Genomic DNA, 17,355 nt, shown 5'->3' with positions numbered 1-17,355 from the left:
TTCTTTGCCAGGTCGATACCAAGAGTTGATACTTTCATGTGGACGCTCCTCATTTTTTAGGACGTATTGCAACGATCCAGTCTGGTACTTTGATACCGTAAAATCTGGAGCGTCCATCTCATTATCCGTGCAAAACACGGCCCTCAGCCCGCATCCATGCGGGCTGCCCCGGCCTTCCGGGAACGTCTCAGCGATGTTGAGGCCGCCAGCACCGGCAGTTTCAGTTGCCCCAGGCCCGGCGGTGATTTGGGACCGTAGGCCGGGTCAGGCGCCAGCCGCCACCCGGCAATAGCATGCCAGCAATGTGAGGCCGCTTTCGCGGCCTTTGTTACCCGTTGACTCCCTTACTGCCAGCTTTTCGCCTGCGCAGGAGAATCCACCATCACCCCGTCGGCGCCCAGTTCCTTCGCCGTGCGGTAGTCTTCTGCACTGTTGATGCCGAAGAAAATAATGTGTGCTTTGCCCTGCGAACGGAAACAATTCATCGCCTCTTTATCCCAGGTAAGCGTCGCCGGGGAGATCCCTTCCCCAAGGGTAAACTTCTCCACCACCTCTACCTTGCGCTTCAACTCCAGTCCATACCACTGCTCACCATCGCGTTGACTCCCTGGCTGGCACTGATGGCTGAGCGAAATATTGGCAAGCCTGGTGCGGGTTTCACTGCGAGTGACAAAGCGAGGGATGGCTGGCGGCAGGGCCGCGATATAGCGGTCTTCGGTAGAATAAACCCGTACGCGATCGAGGCTGTTGGTGGCTTTTAACACTTCAAGCAGGCGCTCACCCATTATCGCCGGATCGGCATCCGGAGATTTGATATCGATATAGAAAAAAGTGTGCGGCCACTGTTGCAGCACGCTTTGCAGGGTCGGGATCGTGGCTAGCTTACCGCGCCACGGGTGGCTGTCATCCCCCCATTTCCAGCCGGCATCGACTGTCGCCAGCTCGGCGGCGGTTAAGCTGGAGATCTTACCCTCTGAGTTGGTCAGGGCGGAAAGATCGCTTGAACGGTAGAGTACCGGTACGCCGTCGCGGCTTAACTGCACCGTGACCCAAATGGCCTCCGCGTGGTTCTCCAGCGCCAGTTTAATAGCCGGCAGGGTATTTTCCGGCGCATCGCCGGTACCGCCGCGGTGGGCAATCAGCTGTGGGTTAGCTAAAGCGCTGGTGGTGGCCAGCAGGCAAAGGGCGGTGAGTCGTTTCTTCATGATGGTATCTTTCAGATTAGTTGATTAACGTTATGAAAATAAACATGATTTATTGCACTTTTATGTTGTCAGCGTTTTTTTGACTACCGCAGTAAAAAAAGCATCAAACTGGCGCGCAGTTTTTGCTATGCTGTATGGGTATACAGTGTTGAGTCTGACGATGCGTAAAATTATCCATGTCGATATGGACTGTTTCTTTGCGGCGGTGGAGATGCGCGACAACCCGGCGTTGCGCGATATTCCCATTGCGATAGGCGGCAGTCGGGTACAGCGTGGCGTGATTAGTACCGCGAACTATCCTGCGCGCAAGTTTGGCGTGCGCAGCGCCATGCCGACGGCGACGGCGCTCAAGCTGTGCCCGCATCTCACGCTGCTTCCCGGCCGCTTTGATGCTTACAAAGAAGCCTCGAACCATATCCGCGAAATTTTCTCCCGCTATACCTCGCGTATTGAGCCGCTGTCGCTGGATGAAGCCTACCTTGACGTTAGCGACAGCGTGCATTGTCATGGCTCGGCCACCCTGATGGCTCAGGAGATCCGCGAGACCATTGAACGGGAGCTGCATCTCACCGCCTCGGCGGGCGTGGCGCCGGTGAAGTTTCTCGCCAAAATCGCCTCCGATATGAATAAACCCAACGGCCAGTTCGTTATCGCTCCCCATCAGGTGGCTGAGTTTGTGCGGGCGTTACCGCTGGCGAAAATACCCGGCGTCGGAAAGGTGTCGGCGGCGAAGCTGGAAAATATGGGCCTGCGTACCTGTGGCGATGTGCAGAACAGCGATCTGGTCATGTTGCTCAAGCGTTTCGGAAAATTCGGGCGTATTCTGTGGGAGCGCAGCCACGGGATTGATGAGCGCGAAATCCATAACGACCGGCAACGTAAATCGGTGGGCGTGGAGCGGACGTTAGTGGAAGATATCCACGAATGGTCAGCGTGCGAAGCGATTATCGAAAACCTCTATCCCGAGCTGGAGCGCCGGCTGGCAAAGGTCAAACCGGACCTGTTGATCGCCCGCCAGGGCATTAAACTGAAATTCAATGACTTCCAGCAGACCACCCAGGAGCACGTTTGGCCGCGGCTGAACAAAGAAGATCTGATTGCCACCGCCCACAAAGCCTGGGATGAGCGCCGCGGCGGACGGGGCGTGCGTCTGGTTGGACTCCACGTGACGCTGCTCGATCCGCAGCTGGAAAGGCAGCTTTTATTAGGGATTTAACCATGCACATTCGTCCTTACCGTGACAGCGATTTGCCCATGCTCTGCGAGGTCTTCCTGCGCGCGGTGCAGGAAACGGCGAGCCGGGACTATACCCCGGCGCAGATTGCGGCCTGGGCACAGGTGGATGAGACGCGCTGGCGGCAAAAGCTGGCTGACTCAATCGGGCGGGTGGCCGTGGTCAACAATCAACCGGTTGGCTTTATCACCGCCATCGGGACGCATATCGATTTGCTCTTTGTCTCGCCGGATCACGCCCGGCAGGGTATCGGCGGCGCGCTTATCGAAGCGCTCTGCGCTAAGTATCCTGAGCAAATCCTGACGGTGGACGCGAGCATTACCGCAAAGCCCTGTTTTACGGCCCATGGTTTTGACATGGTGGCGGAACAGCGGGTGGCGGCTCGCGGGGAGTGGTTTATTAACTACCGGATGGAAAAACGCGTGGCGCTAAGGTGATGCGGGGGAAAACCGGCGGCGGGCCGCCGCCGGTTGTGGTGCTTATTTAGCCGGAATGGCTTTCAGCAGCTCGGTCAGCAGCGTCCAGTACTGGCCGACGCTCTCGATATGTACCTGCTCATCCGGGGAGTGCGGACCAGTAATGGTTGGCCCGATGGAGACCATGTCCATCTCCGGATACGGTTTTTTGAACAGACCGCATTCCAGACCTGCGTGGATGATCTGGATGTTCGGCGTCTTGTTGAACAGACGCTGATAGGTTTCGCGCACCAGATGCATTACCGGCGAGTTGGCGTCCGGCTGCCAGCCAGGGTAAGCGCCTTTGGCTTCGGTTTTCGCCCCTGCCAGTTTACCCAGAGAATCCAGCATGCTGACCACGTAGTCTTTGCCGCTGTCGAGGAGCGAGCGGATCAGGCAGTGGATCTGCACGTTGTCATCGGTCATGGTGACGACGCCGACGTTCAGCGAGGTTTCCACCACGCCTTTCGCCACGTCAGAGTTGCGGATAACCCCGTTCGGCGTGGCGTTCAGCAGGCGGATGAAACCGTCGCGGGAAGCCTGAGTCAGCGCCGCTTTGTCGTTATCGACCGCTTCCAGGAGCACCACCAGGTTCTTCTCTTTGGCCTCCAGCTCGTTTTTCAGCAGCGCCTGGTAAGTATTCACCAGCGCTTTCAGCGCATCGGTTTTATCCGCGGCGACGGCGACGGTAGCGTATGCTTCACGCGGGATGGCGTTGCGCAACGTACCGCCGTTGAAATCGACCAGACGCAGATCCAGCTCATCGGCGTGGCCGGCGAGGAAGCGCGACAGCAGCTTGTTGGCGTTGCCCAGACCCAGGTGAATGTCACCGCCGGAGTGGCCGCCCTTCAGCCCTTTTAAGGTTACTTTAAAGCTCTGGAACCCGGCCGGAATCGCTTCGCGGGTCAGCGCCAGGTTAGAGGTGAAATCGATCCCGCCGGCGCAACCCATGTAGATTTCGCCTTCTTCTTCGGAGTCGGTATTGATCAGGATATCCGCCTGCAGCCATTTGGCCTGCAGACCGAACGCGCCGTCCATACCGGCTTCTTCGGTCATGGTCAGCAGCACTTCCAGCGGGCCATGAGCGACGCTGTCGTCGGCCAGCACCGCCAGTGCGGACGCCATCCCGATGCCGTTATCCGCGCCCAGCGTGGTGCCGCGTGCTTTCACCCATTCGCCGTCAATGTACGGCTGAATCGGATCTTTGGCGAAGTCGTGGACGGTGTCGTTGTTTTTCTGCGGCACCATATCGAGGTGCGCCTGCAGCGCTACCGGCTTGCGGTTTTCCATACCGGCAGTCGCGCCTTTACGAATCAGAATGTTGCCAACCTGGTCACGTTCCGCGTGTAAGCCTTTTTCTTTTGCCCAACCCATAATGTGCTCGGCGAGCTGTTCTTCGTGATAGGACGGGTGCGGGATGGAGCAAATCTTGGCAAAAATATCCCAAAGCGGCTGCGGGGATAGTTGAGACAGTTCAGACACGGTAAGTCTCCTTACAAACTCCTGCATACAGCGGTTGCAGGACGAGGGTTAGCAATAAAATACACAACAAGCCCGGGCTTGCGCGATGAGGTTGAGAATACCACTTTCCACCGCCGCAGGTAGTGTAAACAACGCAAAAAGCGTTGCGCAAACCGCTTAACACTGGTTTTTAGTGCGTCAGATCTCTATAATCTCGCGCAACCATTTTCCCCCTCGAACATTATTTAAGCCGTATTACACAGGCTGGGACACTTCACATGAGCGAAAAATACGTCGTCACCTGGGACATGTTGCAGATTCACGCCCGCAAACTGGCCAGCCGTTTGCTGCCGGTTGAGCAATGGAAAGGCATTATTGCCGTCAGCCGCGGTGGACTGGTACCGGGAGCCTTACTGGCGCGTGAACTGGGCATTCGTCATGTTGATACCGTATGCATCTCCAGCTACGACCATGATAACCAGCGCGAGCTGAAAGTGCTGAAACGTGCGGAAGGCGATGGCGAAGGCTTTATCGTCATCGACGATCTGGTGGATACCGGCGGTACCGCCGTGGCGATCCGCGAAATGTATCCAAAAGCGCACTTTGTCACTATTTTCGCCAAGCCGGCAGGCCGCCCGCTGGTGGATGATTACGTTGTTGATATTCCTCAGGATACCTGGATTGAACAGCCGTGGGATATGGGCGTGGTCTTTGTACCGCCTATCGCAGGTCGTTAATTCTTCAGGACAGTGCTATTTACCACGCCCGGCTTGCCGGGCGTGGTTTTTTTTATCCTTTAGCAGGTTACAATAACAGGAGTGGCACTACGACGGAGACTGCACATGTCACAGGCTAACCTCAGCGAAACGCTGTTTAAACCTCGCTTCAAACATCCCGAAACCTCTACGCTGGTGCGTCGGTTTTCTGCCGGAAAGCCCCCGGCGATGCAGTCGGCGCTAAGCGGCAATCACGTCGATCACTGGTACCGTCTGATCAACCGTTTGATGTGGATCTGGCGCGGCGTGACCCCGCAGGAGATCCTCGATGTGCAAGCGCGTATTGTGATGAGCGAGGCCGAACGAACGGATCCAGAGCTGTTCGATACCGTTATCGGCTATCGCGGCGGCAACTGGATCTTTGAGTGGGCGAAAGAGGCCATGCAGTGGCAGCAAAAGGCCGGGCAGGAAGCCGATCCTTTGCTGAGCGGCCGCCACTGGTTGCATGCATCGAACTTGTATAGCATTGCCGCTTATCCGCATATTAAAGGCGATGAGCTGGCCGAACAGGCGCAGGCTTTAGCCAACCGGGCGTATGAAGAAGCCGCCCAGCGGCTGCCGGGCTCGCTGCGCGAGCTGGAGTTCACCATCCCTGGCGGTTCGCCAATAACCGGCTTTTTGCATACGCCAAAAGGCGATGGGCCGTTTCCGACGGTGCTGATGTGCGGAGGGCTGGACTCGCTGCAGACGGATTATTACAACCTGTATGAGAATTACTTCTCACCGCTCGGCATTGCCATGCTGACGATCGATATGCCTTCCATCGGCTTCTCGTCAAAATGGACGCTGAATCAGGACACCAGCCTGCTGCACCAGCACGCGCTGCGCCATCTGGAAAATGTACCGTGGGTCGATCACACCCGGGTCGCGGCCTTTGGCTTCCGCTTTGGCGCCAATATTGCGGTCCGTCTGGGTTACCTGGAGCCGCAGCGGCTGAAGGCTGTGGCGTGTCTGGGCCCGGTCGTTCATGGTCTGCTGGTGGATCCCCTGCATCAGGGGCGCGTGCCGGAGATGTATCTTGACGTGCTGGCCTCGCGGCTGGGCATGCATGACGCGTCCGATGAAGCGCTGCGCGTGGAGCTCAACCGCTACTCGTTAAAAACCCAGGGACTGCTGGGGCGCCGTTGCCCGACGCCGATGCTTTCCGGCTTCTGGAAGGACGATCCGTTCAGCCCCGAAGAAGAGTCGCGGTTAATCACTTCGTCATCTGCCGATGGCAAACTGCTGGAGATCCCGTTTAACCCGGTGTATCGCAATTTTGATCACGCATTGCGACAGATCGCCCGCTGGATCAATCATAGATTTGGTTAATTTATTGCTAAATTCTATTGGTTTGGTAAAACAGTTGCATCACTAAAGGAGATCGCAATGACGTTACCGAGTGGACACCTGAAAAGTAAGTTGATCAAGAAATTCACGGCGCTAGGGCCTTACATTCGCGAAGAGCAGTGCCATGACAACCGTTTCTTTTTCGATTGCCTGGCAGTTTGCGTCAATGTTAAGCCCGCGCCGGAGAAGCGTGAATTCTGGGGCTGGTGGATGGAAATGGAAGCACAAGAGTCACGTTTCACCTACAGCTACCAGTTTGGCCTGTTCAATAAAGAAGGTTCATGGCAGGCGGTCGACATTGACGACCCGGAAGTGAGCGAGAGACTGGAAAAAACGCTGCGCGAGTTCCACGAGCGCGCGGCAGCGCTGCTGACCACCTTTAATCTGAAGCTGGAACCGGCCGACGATTTCAGCGAACCGGTTCGCCTGCGCGCGTAAACCATACTCTGGTATCCGCTTCCTGTACCGGGAAGCGGATGACTCCCCGAACGATACACTGCTGTTACGCTTTACGTACCTTTATTCTTGCATCTCGCGATGAGTACGCAACACCCGGAATGGCTGGCCGACCACTACCTGACCGGCGGCAATATCTTTCGTCACCACGGTACCCGCGCCAATTTTGACATTATCACCCAACGTCACCGGGCCGATGACCACCACGTGGGCGCCGAATTCGACGTTATTGCCAATCACCGGGCTTGCCCCTTCACGGCCTTCGCTATCCGTCAGGCTGCCGATGGTGGCTCCCTGGCGCAGGATACAGTTTTCACCGATGACGGTACCACGGTTGAGGACGATGCAGTGTGGATGGAACAGCTTCAGCCCGTAGCCGATCCGCGTTTGCCAGGGGAGTTCGACGCAAAACAGACACTCGTTAATCAGTTTATTGAGAATAACGAATGGAATGCCGAGCAGCTTGTAAAACGGGTTGCGGCTGCGATACAGCGTCGCAAGGCGATAGAGCAGAATCGCAATTTTCGCCTTCATACTGCCGGTATGTTTGATCTCGCGGCGGACCTGACTGATGGCATTAGGCATGAATTCTCCGTTTACTTAAGGGAAAAGGTGGTCAGTTGATACCAGCCGTCGGCGGTTTTACCCTGGTTGGCCAGCAGCAGCCGCGGCTTGCCCTGGGCATCGGTAATGGCGGTCTGCAGCGCGTAATCCCCGGCAGGTAGCGAGGCGGGTAGCGCCAGAGTGACAGTGCTTTGCATATCCCCCGGCAGCCAGCGGCGCACGTCATCTTGTGTTTTTAACTGGGTAACTGTGGCACCGAGGGCGTTAACCACGCGCCATTGTACCGGGTAGGGCAGATAGGCTGGGGCGACGCCATCATTACGCCAGGTAACATTGATCGCTAAAGGCCTGCCAGCCTTGACCGGTGTCTCGAAGGCGAGTTTGTTCACCCGAAAGCGGTAGCCGATTCGCAGCAGAGCTTTATCGACAATATCGCGGTATTCCGCCGGAATTGGCCGCGATTTCAGATTCAGGCTGCTGGCATGTTGTTGCAGCGCCCAGTCGAAGGTGGCCTGCACTTCTTCACGTGTGTAGTGCTGTACGCTCTGCCATTCGCTCATGTAGCCGCAGATCTCAAGGCTCACTGGCGCCCGTTTCCAGCTATCGACAAAACCTGGCGCTGCGGCCTGGGCGGCGGCCAGACGCTGCGGATAATCATCGCGCATATGGCTCCACTCGCTGGAGAAGTTATGCCAGTCACCCCAGCAGTCCGCCCGCCAGCCCGCGCCGCGGCGGCTGGCCCAGGCCAGTGAATCGCCGCCGCTAATCAGCATGATTTTCGGCGTTTTCGGGAAGCTATCGAAATGCATATCAACATAGCGATTGAGCTGCTCCGGCGTGTACTTCTCCATTAGCGGCGGAATGTCGCTAAAGTTGGAGTTGTGCCATTCGCCCCAGGAGCCGATCATACCGATATCGATGAAGGCCAGTTCCGGATTGCCGTCATAGCGCTGACCGAGGGCATTCAGCAGTTTCTGCGCATAGGCGATAAAAATTGGATCGCTGAGATCCGGAACGAAGGTTTTGCCGTCGGCGACCCACTGGCCTTTGATCCCTTTGGCGATCAGCCAGTCGGGAATTTTCGATCCCGTTTGCGGCTCGTCGAGCGCCATTACCCGCAGGCCGACGTTCATGGCTGGCTGATGGCTGGCGGCGACGCTAAAAGCGTTATCGATTGGCGCGAAATTGTAGACCCCTTCCTGTGGTTCCAGCTCACTCCAGTAGAAGCGGTCGTACTCAAAACCGGTATCGGGATACTCGGCGCGGGTCGGTTTTTCACCATAGCCATCATGAAAGCTGGCGACGCCGATGCCCGGATTGGTGAGCAGGCCGTCGAAGGGGGGCGGGGTGATGACCGTGGTTTCCGCGCCAACGGATGCTGATGCCAGCGCGCTGGCCAGCAACAGAGAGCGAAACAGGGGGACTCTACGCAGAGATGATATCGCCATACTCAATTCACTTTGTCATATGGTCATGAAGATTAACAAACCACGTCCAGATACCGACGTGGAAATTTTTAAATACATCAATGCCTAACGCTGATTTCAGCATATAGAGCGCCAGCAGGATCGACAGCAGGCAGAATACCACGCCAAGCGTAATCAGCAGGGTCGCGAAGATACGCCCAAACAGAGTGCTATCGCGCGAAACTTTGCGCAGATCCCGACCAAAAAGAAATACCACGAAATAGCGGCGATGCAGGAAGGGAAAGCTGTGGCGAAAATCGATGCGATGGCGTGACGCCAGGTTGGCGCGCACCAGCGCCTGCTCGATTCCCCGTTTCTGCTCCGCGGTTAATGAGGTTTCCACCTCCTGGTCAAGCGCGGCATAAAAGCGCTCGACCACCAGTTCAGCTGTAGATTTCGGCACGAGTAACCTGCTTACGTTAAGCGCTGATAGACTTGCGCGGTTTGCGCGGCAATTTCCGGCCAGCGGTACTTCGGCATAAACTCACTGTAATCCGCTTTTTCACCTGCGGCCCATTGCTGCAGTTTCTGCGTCAGGGCCGGAACGTTGCCGACGGGAAAGTAGTCCGCTGGCGGCAGGCCAATTTCAAGGTTGGCCGGAATGTCGCTGACCACCACCGGCAGCGACCACGACATGGCCTCCAGCAGCGCGATCGGCAATCCCTCATGATAAGAGGGCAGCACGAATAGCCCGGCCTGAGAGAAAAGGGTATGCAGCGGCGCGCCGCTGATAAAGCCGGTCAGGATGACGTTTGGCGTGGCGGTCGCCTGTTGCTTCAGGCGCTCGCTATATTCATCGGCGTGGTCGGCATCGCCAATGAGCACCAGCGGTACCGAACCCCCGGCGGCGGCATAGGCGGCAACGAGATCGTGCAGCCCTTTCTCTTCGACAAAACGGGCCACGGCAACGATATACTGACCCGGTTTTAGACCGTATTTATCGAGGATCGCCGCCTGTTGCTCCGCAGGCGGCAGGTCGACCTGGCGCACGCCGTTGTAGATTACGTGGGCGTTATGTCGGCCATGTTTATGCTTAATCAGATTATTGATGACCTCGGAAATGACGATCACTTCATTGGCGTATTTCACCGCCCATTTTTCGCCCAAACGCAGCATCTCTTTGGCCATCCGGCCCCATTTCTGCCGATCGTAATCTGGGCCATGATGGGTAAAGACGACGCGTTTTCCCAACAGGCGCAGTAACGGCACTACCAGACCGGGGCCGACGGCGTGAACGTGAACCACGTTGGAGCCGTCAAAAACGCTACTAAAAGCCGCCAGCGTTGAGTGGATAATAGCCTCGAATTTACGGCTTTTCGGCGCCCAAAGGCTTTTGAGTTTGACGCCCTGATATTCGCTACGTCGGTAGTTTACATAAGGCGAGCGGGCAATCACGCAGACTTCCGCGCTACCCTGGCGATAGATTTCCGGGTATAAATTCTGGCAGTGCGTTTCGACACCGCCCTGCACATCGGGGATCCCGCGAGTGCCTAATACCGTGACGTTGATGGTCATTTTTTCTCCCCGACAAGTTGCTGATAAAGCGCCTGCAGCACCTGCATGTGGCGGGCGAGATCGTATTTCTCTTCCAGCCGCCGGCGGGCGTTAATGCCCATATTGCGGGCCAGCTCAGGGTCTGCAGCCAGTTTGTCCATCAGTTGCGCCAGCGCGTCGCTATTGCCGGGTTCAACCAGATAGCCGTCGACGCCGTCACGGATCTGTTCCGGGATACCGCCAATATTGCCGCCGATCACCGGGCGGCCAAATGCCATGGCTTCGAGCACCGACATTGAGCAGTTTTCATAATATTCGGAGGGGACGACTACCGCGCGGGCTCCGCGGATCAGGTTATTCAGCTCCTCGCCGTGTTTCATGTAGCCGAGGAACTGCGGGCCGCTGAAATGTGCGCGCAGGTCTGCGCCTAATGGGCCGTCGCCGACAATTTTAAGCGGCATCGTCTCCCGCATTTTTTGCTGCGCCTGCGCCAGCGTCGGTACGCCTTTTTCCCGGCTCAGGCGGCCAATATAGAGAAAATAGTCGCCCGCGGTTTCGCCGGGCACGGTGCTGTTGGCATCTATACCGTTGACGATCACCTCAATGCGGGCGTCGGGCAGCTTACGCAGCAAGGTCTGGCGCATAAACTCGCTCGGGGCGATGATACAGTCGAGCATGGCGTAATTTTTGGCGAACTTCTGCCAATAGGCTTCCAGCGACAGCAGCAGGCTTTTGAAAGTATCGCCCTGCTGGCAGCGGTGACGAAAAGCGTTGATCACCGACCCCGTCAGACACTCTTCGCAGACATGACCATCGCGCAGCATGGTGTACGAAGGACAGACGATTTTGTAATCGTGGGCGGTGAGTACCGTTTTGCAGCCAAAGCGTTTCGCCACGCCAATAACGGCAGGCGTAAGCTGATGATAGATATTATGAAAATGAACAATATCCGGCCGCTCGCGCAACAAAAGCGTGTTGAGCTTCGCGCAGGCCTCGGCATTATAAATAAAGTCCACCCCGGCTTTGATTTTGCTCATCAGGCCGTGACTGTCGTGATAATCGACGTTATGGACGAAAAATTCCTCCCACGGCGACGGTTTATTTTCCGCGTGCTGCATACTGAAGTCGACGACCTGGTAGCCGGCTTGCAACATCGCGTCGCGCTCCTGAAAATAAACGGTTTCCGCGCCGCCTTTGATAAAGAAGAATTTGTTAACGAAGAGAATTTTCATTTTCAGTATCAATATGCTGTGGATTCGAGACGGTCACCGCCGGGCGTTTCATCGGATCGCGCACTGAATTAATCACGCCGCGCACAAGCCCTGCTGAAAATAGCGATAGGTTAATGGCGCTCTGCACCCCATCGCGCAGCGATTTATTTTTAATGGCCTTCAGGGCGATAAACGCCAGCAGCGGCAGCAGGGCAATGGCGATAACTTTACCGTTGAAGGTCAGCAGGCAGATCAGTAAAACCAGAAGATAGAGGGTGAAGATCAGCTCATTACGCACAATCCGCAGCGCCGCCGGAAAATGGGCTTTCCCCCAGCAGTTTCGGAGCAACTCGCCCGGCGCCCACAGGAAACCATTCTTCCAGCGGTAGGTCAGCATTTTAAAGGTCGGCATAGTGTAAGAGGCGTGGCTGAAGTAGGGCGCCGTCAGGCGATGCAGTTTGTAACCCGCCGCCTGCAAGCGAATGCCGAGTTCCGCTTCTTCGTAACCGTGCAGGTTGAGGTTAGTCAGATAGCCGATTTTCTCGATCGCCTCGCGGCGATACAGGCCGCCGCCGCCCAGGTGATCGGTATCTCCCTGCGGATAGATCAGATGCAGGCGCTGTTTGCGCGATTTGAACTCGTAGTTGGAGGCATCATCCATCTCGACGCTACCGGCCACACCCGCATACTCCGGGTGGGTCTGCAGAAACTCAATGGCGGTATCCAGAAAACCCGGCTCCAGTTCCATATCGCCATCCAGCAACAGCAGATAATCGCCTTCACTATACAGCCAGCCCAGCTGGTGGCCGATACCGCAGCAGCGGTCGGCGGCGTTATCCAGGCACACCACCATCGCGCCTTTCGCGATAGCCAGTTCGCGGGTGTTATCGGTCGATAAGCTATCGGCGACGATGATTTGATGCGGGTACGGTTGCAGCTGTTTGCGCACGCTATCGATCGTTTTCTCGATGCCCTGCGCTTCGTTCAGAGTCTTGATGCTGACGGTAATTGATGGCGTTTTATTCATAGTGGGTACCGGAGTTAAGACGGACAGCGCGGTGGATGACAATCAGCGCCCCAAGGGATAACCATAATAAAAACTGTAGCATGGGAATGATCATCAGGATCTGGCTGTACGGCAGGCTCAGCAGACAGCCGATGACAAAAACATAGAATGCCGGCGCTGAGCTGAGAAGCTGGAGATCCTCAAGCTTGAGATCGTGACGCGAAAAGGTTTCTTTGGGGCGCATGGCGACCAGTACTGAGGCAATGGTGCCGATAAACAGAATGATGCCGATAATACCCACTTCCCACAGCAGCATGCTCAAGGCGGTAGAATCGAGGATCAGGTGATACCAGGCGCCGATATAGCCCGGTGAGACCGTACTGCCGCTGTTGGTGGCGTTAAGGCCGTAACCAAACAGCATGCCGCCCGGACCAAACAGTTCGTTATGCTGCAGCCAGAAGAAGACGGTGGTAAAACGTCCCAGTTCACCGCTGGGCATAATGTAGTTGGTATCAAAAATATAGCCCAGCGAATCGATAAATACCGACAGTGCGCTTTTCGTCGGGTCGCCGCCGAAGGCCGAGGAATAGTTGGAGGCCAGCACGGTAATGGCGACAAAAATTAATAGCGCCATGCCGGCGGCGATGATCAGCAGCGATCGCAGGCTGACTTTACTTACGCCGCTCACATAGCCGGGCAGGATCCACAGTAGCGCCAGCAGGAACGGCGACAGAAGAATGACGAACTTCACTTCGCCGACTACGCAGAGGAAGAAGCCCAGCGCGATATGTATCACCAATGATTTGAATGAACAGATACCGTGCTTAAACTCCGACACCTTCATGAGCATGATCAGCAGGCAGAACATCCCCATCGCCGCGGTATTGCCCCCACCCATCGGATCGCCGCCAAAAGTGCCGACCACCGAGTCCCACTTCTCATCTTCGCCGCGAAACGCCACCCGTTTAGGCACCACGAAAATCACCTGATAAATAGCGACCGGGATCTGCACATAGTAGATCCAGTAGAAAAGCCGGGTAAGACGGTACAGCTGTGATTCACTAAACATCCCCAGCAGCATGCACAACATCAGCAGCGAGAGCGCCAGCTCGTTTTTAAAACCGACGATGGCGGTGACAATACCCGACTGTAGAACGGTGGACACCAGCCCGAGAGCGATAAACGTCAGATACAGGGCCAGTATCAGCTTTTCACGCCCGGTGAGTGCCAGTGGCTGCGGGCGGCTCTGCATCAGGAGCAGCACCGCCATCGCCAGCACCATAAAAAATGGCAGCCACAGCACGGCCGCGACACCGGTGAAATACTGGACCGTACCGCAGAACACCAGCGTCATTAGGGCATAGGCTTCGAGATAGCGGCCGGTATTTAGCTGCATATTTTCTGCTCCTGCAGCGAAAGCGTTTTCGCCCGCTGATTCATTTTGAGCAGAATGAACAGGTAACGCGCGAAGGTCAGGAAGGAGAAGGCCAGCAGGGCGATTTCATAACTGACGCCAAAGTACGGCAAGGCGATGAAGGTGATGACGATAATCAGCAACTGCTCAATCTGAATGCGCAGGAAGTAGCGCCGGGAGCCAAAGATCAGCTCGATCACTGTCAGCGGGCTGACCGCCAGCGCGGCGAACAGATAAGGCAGCATGTAGCGCGAGGTGGGGATCGAATTCAGCCACTCCTCGCTAAAACCCAGGCGCATCACCAGCGGATAGAAAATCCAGATGCCAAGGATGCACACCGCGGCGGCGCCCAGCAGCAGCAGGCGAACCTTTTTATATTCCGGATAGTTAAAGGTGTGGTTGCGAAAATCCATCGACCATTTAGAAAAAATAGAGTTGCGCACGGCGTTACCGATAATCATCACCGGCGACAGGCAGAAGCGGCTGACCACCGAAAAGTAGCCGGCGACCAGCGGCGAAAACCAGATGTTAATCAGCATCGTCGGCAGGTTATTACTGGCCATCGCCAGCACCTCGGCGCTGCCGACGCGACTGATATGCTGCCAGTGCTCGCGTAGAAAACGCAGATTTGCCGCAGGGGAAAAGTGGTGCAACGTTAAGCTCTTGAAGTTAAACAGACGAATCAGGCAGACGAGCAGCAGTAGCAGGATCCCGACCATCCACGCCAGATAGAACAGCGTCGGGTTGGGCATCACCAGCAGCGCGATGGCGACCACCAGCGACACCGCAATACGCTGGAAGGTGAGGAAAGGATAGTTGCCGCCACGCAGGGAAAGGTTTTCCGCCACCAGCACCAGCGCATAGCCGAAGGTCAGCAAATAGAGAAACGCAATATTAAGCCCGAAGATAAGCCCGGTGATCACCGCCCAGGGGATTGCCATCAGCAGGCTCTGCAACAGGCAAAACACCACGTTTTGCCCCAGTTCGTGATCCTCCTGGCGGGGTAGCAGCAATTGCGAGGCAAAGGTGCAGACCTGCGCGCCGATCAGCACATTGCTGTAAATCATCGCGTAATGGCCGACCTCAGCCATCCCGTAGCGGTGGGAGATAAGCCAGACCGAAAAGGCGCCGATCAGCTGCGAAAGCACGGATGAACTGGCGATGGATGAAATACTCTTAATCAGATTCATAGGCGCTATTTCGGGGCAATGAGTTCGCGCATCTGGCGATCGAGCAGGCGTTTACCTTCCTGCGTTTCCAGGTGCTCTTCTTGTACCAGGTTGAGCACGTTCGCCACCTGGACCTTGCCAGCGCCTTGCAGGCGACGTTCTGCCTCACGGATGTGTGCCGCCTGCTCGCCCGCTTTCACCACCAGCAGACTGATATCGCTTTGCGCCGCCAGGAGTAAGCTATCCTGCGCCTGACTGAGCGCCGGGGTGTCGATGATCAGCGTATCGTAAGTCTGATGCAGATCCGCCAGCAGGGTGGGTAAACGTTCGGCAGTCAGCAGCAGTAGTGATGAGTCCTGAAGTTTGCCGCGTGGCATAAAATCCAGTTTCTCATCCAGTTTGACGATCGCCTGTTCCTGCGTACAACTGCCGTTCAACAACTGGTTAAACCCTTGCTTATGCTGAGGAAATTTTGCCGACAATCCCTGAGACGCCAGATAATCGAGGTCAATGAGCAGGGTTTTGCGCGATTTGCTGGCGGACCAGGCCAGAAGTTCAGCAATAAGTGAACTGCCGGAACGGGATTGTACCGAGGTGACCAGAATGGTAGCGGGCTTATCGCGCTGATTAAGTAATGCCAGCCGCAGACTGTGGATCATATCGGCATACAGCACGTTATGGAAAATCTGCCTGACATTCTCCAGATGCGTCAACTGCGGAAATTCACCGCTGCCATCGAGGGCGGTTTTCGCTTTCAGCTCGCTGAGGCTATTCACCGTTTTATCCAGCGCGGTGCTGACGATCAGGTACATGATATAGAGCGCCAGCGCCAGCATCGTAACCATGATAATTAGCAGGCCGCGCTGCGGTTTAGACGGCCGATCCGGCGGTACCGCAGCGTCGTAAATGACCTCATCCGGAACTGAGAAGCTCTCCGACAATTTTTGCTCGTTGGCGCGCTGGTACAGCGACTTATACAACTCTTCGGTTTTGTTTAGCGCGGTGGTCATGGTGTTGTACTGGTCGCGTTTGGCGCCGAGCGCCTGGAAATCAGCCTTCTGATCGTTGAGCATTTTCTGATAGTGCTGCTCATCGTCGAGAGCGATTTGATACTGCTGACGCAAACCGTTAAATAGCTCGCCCAGTACCTGGCCTAGCTGCACGTTAACGGCCTGCAACTGCGCCTGGGCTTGCAGATATTTCGGATGCTGTGGCCCGTAATGCTTAGCGGCTTCAGAGAGATTACGCCGGGTCTGGATGAGCGCAATGCGTAAGTCCTGAATCTGCGGATGTCCGGAGATTTCCGGCAGTGAGATAATTTGTTCTACCGGTTTACCCTGCTGGCGGCGGACTTTGTCCCACACTGTCTGCGCTTTCAGGCGGCGCTGGGTGGCGTCGGCGAGGTGGTTTATCACAATCCCCAGGCGTTCGGTTTCATAACCATCCATGCTGCGGAAGGTCAGTAGCCCATTCTCTTTGAGAAAATGGTCGATGTCCGCCTTTTGCTGCTCCATTTTGCGCTTCAGGTCGTCCATCATTTTTTCATTCCAGCCCTGTGCCTGAAGCAAGGTGTTTTGCTTCTGCTGCAGGCTGTAGTCAATGAAGGCCTGGGCGACGCCGTTGGCGATATCGGCGGCTTTTTGCGGTGATTTGGCTTCCATTGATACGGAAACCAGCTGGGTGGTACGCACTCCAGAAATTGTCAGACCTCTTTCCAGCGCCTGAATGGCATTGTGGATGCGCGTGGCTTCGTCGAGATAATCACCGCCGTTAAATTCGCTATCCTGATACAGCTTTAATTTGCGCACCGCGGCATCAAGTACCACGCGTGAACCCATTAATGCGTACTTGGTCTCGTAATAATCGCTGCGCGTGGAGTCGTAGTTTTCCAGCCGCGGCAGGGGAGAGATGTCCTGCGACTGCGCTTTAAACAGCACGGTGGCCGTCGCTGTGTAGCTTGAGGACATAAAGCGCGTCAGAATAAACGATGCCACGGCGGCGACAATCACTACCGCCAGGCACCAGATAAGCTTGTGCTTAATTTTGTTGAAATAAGGCGTGAAGTCGATAAAACCTTCTTTCTTTTTTCCATTTTCGACCAATGAAATTGCCATA

At 56.0% G+C, this 17,355-nt stretch carries 16 protein-coding genes; 5 read left to right on the top strand and 11 right to left on the bottom strand.

The window, feature by feature from the left end:
- Positions 1 to 344: 344 nt before the first annotated feature.
- Entirely contained in the window at positions 345 to 1,205 is an 861-nt protein-coding gene (locus CWM57_RS11755; protein ID WP_100676239.1) for a glycerophosphodiester phosphodiesterase family protein, read from the bottom strand.
- A gap of 160 nt (positions 1,206 to 1,365) precedes the next feature.
- Here CWM57_RS11755 and dinB point away from each other — a divergent pair, with 160 nt between their 5' ends.
- Both dinB and CWM57_RS11745 read left to right on the top strand, forming a co-directional pair.
- A complete protein-coding gene (dinB, locus tag CWM57_RS11750) occupies positions 1,366 to 2,421 on the top strand; it encodes a DNA polymerase IV (RefSeq protein WP_100631385.1) in 1,056 nt (351 codons plus the stop codon).
- Positions 2,422 to 2,423: 2 nt separating this feature from the next.
- Entirely contained in the window at positions 2,424 to 2,876 is a 453-nt protein-coding gene (locus tag CWM57_RS11745) for a GNAT family N-acetyltransferase (RefSeq protein WP_100676238.1), read from the top strand.
- A gap of 42 nt (positions 2,877 to 2,918) precedes the next feature.
- Here the strand turns inward: CWM57_RS11745 and pepD are convergent, their stop codons facing one another.
- Positions 2,919 to 4,376 (bottom strand): cytosol nonspecific dipeptidase, encoded by a 1,458-nt coding sequence (gene pepD / locus CWM57_RS11740; protein ID WP_100676237.1) that lies wholly within the window; start codon positions 4,374 to 4,376, stop codon positions 2,919 to 2,921.
- Positions 4,377 to 4,633: 257 nt separating this feature from the next.
- Here pepD and gpt point away from each other — a divergent pair, with 257 nt between their 5' ends.
- The 3 genes from gpt to crl all read left to right on the top strand — a co-directional run bounded on the left by gpt (position 4,634) and on the right by crl (position 6,898).
- Complete coding sequence (gene gpt, locus CWM57_RS11735; RefSeq protein ID WP_002889733.1) at positions 4,634 to 5,092, top strand: xanthine phosphoribosyltransferase; 459 nt, start codon at positions 4,634 to 4,636, stop codon at positions 5,090 to 5,092.
- 105 nt (positions 5,093 to 5,197) lie between these two features.
- Positions 5,198 to 6,442: an esterase FrsA gene (frsA, locus tag CWM57_RS11730; protein WP_061155661.1), complete on the top strand. Its 1,245-nt coding sequence runs from the start codon at positions 5,198 to 5,200 to the stop codon at positions 6,440 to 6,442.
- A gap of 57 nt (positions 6,443 to 6,499) precedes the next feature.
- Positions 6,500 to 6,898: a sigma factor-binding protein Crl gene (gene crl / locus CWM57_RS11725; protein ID WP_004178681.1), complete on the top strand. Its 399-nt coding sequence runs from the start codon at positions 6,500 to 6,502 to the stop codon at positions 6,896 to 6,898.
- 81 nt (positions 6,899 to 6,979) lie between these two features.
- Here crl and CWM57_RS11720 read toward each other — a convergent pair whose 3' ends face one another.
- Genes CWM57_RS11720 through CWM57_RS11680 form a run of 9 tightly spaced genes read right to left on the bottom strand, consistent with a single transcriptional unit; the run spans position 6,980 to position 17,354 of the window.
- Positions 6,980 to 7,501, bottom strand: a complete 522-nt coding sequence (locus CWM57_RS11720; protein ID WP_100676236.1) for a serine acetyltransferase — start codon at positions 7,499 to 7,501, stop codon at positions 6,980 to 6,982.
- 11 nt (positions 7,502 to 7,512) lie between these two features.
- On the bottom strand, positions 7,513 to 8,928 hold the full coding sequence (locus tag CWM57_RS11715) for a DUF4832 domain-containing protein (protein ID WP_100676235.1): 1,416 nt from the start codon (positions 8,926 to 8,928) through the stop codon (positions 7,513 to 7,515).
- Positions 8,929 to 8,935: 7 nt separating this feature from the next.
- The gene (locus CWM57_RS11710) at positions 8,936 to 9,349 is read right to left on the bottom strand and encodes a hypothetical protein (protein WP_100676234.1); all 414 of its coding nucleotides are present in this window, start codon (positions 9,347 to 9,349) and stop codon (positions 8,936 to 8,938) included.
- 11 nt (positions 9,350 to 9,360) lie between these two features.
- Positions 9,361 to 10,461, bottom strand: coding sequence for a glycosyltransferase family 4 protein (locus CWM57_RS11705; protein ID WP_100676233.1), 1,101 nt, complete (start codon positions 10,459 to 10,461; stop codon positions 9,361 to 9,363).
- Positions 10,458 to 11,672, bottom strand: a complete 1,215-nt coding sequence (locus CWM57_RS11700) for a glycosyltransferase family 4 protein (protein WP_100676232.1) — start codon at positions 11,670 to 11,672, stop codon at positions 10,458 to 10,460. Before CWM57_RS11700 ends, CWM57_RS11705 begins: the two co-directional genes overlap by 4 nt.
- Complete coding sequence (locus tag CWM57_RS11695) at positions 11,653 to 12,678, bottom strand: glycosyltransferase family 2 protein (protein ID WP_100676231.1); 1,026 nt, start codon at positions 12,676 to 12,678, stop codon at positions 11,653 to 11,655. The genes CWM57_RS11700 and CWM57_RS11695 overlap by 20 nt, the downstream gene beginning before the upstream one ends.
- A complete protein-coding gene (locus CWM57_RS11690; protein ID WP_100676230.1) occupies positions 12,671 to 14,053 on the bottom strand; it encodes a capsular biosynthesis protein in 1,383 nt (460 codons plus the stop codon). Before CWM57_RS11690 ends, CWM57_RS11695 begins: the two co-directional genes overlap by 8 nt.
- Positions 14,044 to 15,261, bottom strand: a complete 1,218-nt coding sequence (locus tag CWM57_RS11685) for a lipopolysaccharide biosynthesis protein (protein ID WP_100676229.1) — start codon at positions 15,259 to 15,261, stop codon at positions 14,044 to 14,046. Before CWM57_RS11685 ends, CWM57_RS11690 begins: the two co-directional genes overlap by 10 nt.
- Before the next feature lie 5 nt (positions 15,262 to 15,266).
- Entirely contained in the window at positions 15,267 to 17,354 is a 2,088-nt protein-coding gene (locus CWM57_RS11680; RefSeq protein WP_100676228.1) for a GumC family protein, read from the bottom strand.
- Position 17,355: the final 1 nt, after the last annotated feature.

The organism is Klebsiella sp. G-Nf4 (assembly GCF_002810615.1).
In the GTDB taxonomy this organism is placed as follows: Bacteria; Pseudomonadota; Gammaproteobacteria; order Enterobacterales; family Enterobacteriaceae; genus Klebsiella; species Klebsiella variicola.
The sequence above is the reverse complement of the archived record's forward strand: the minus strand, read 5'-3'. Positions and strand labels throughout refer to the sequence as shown.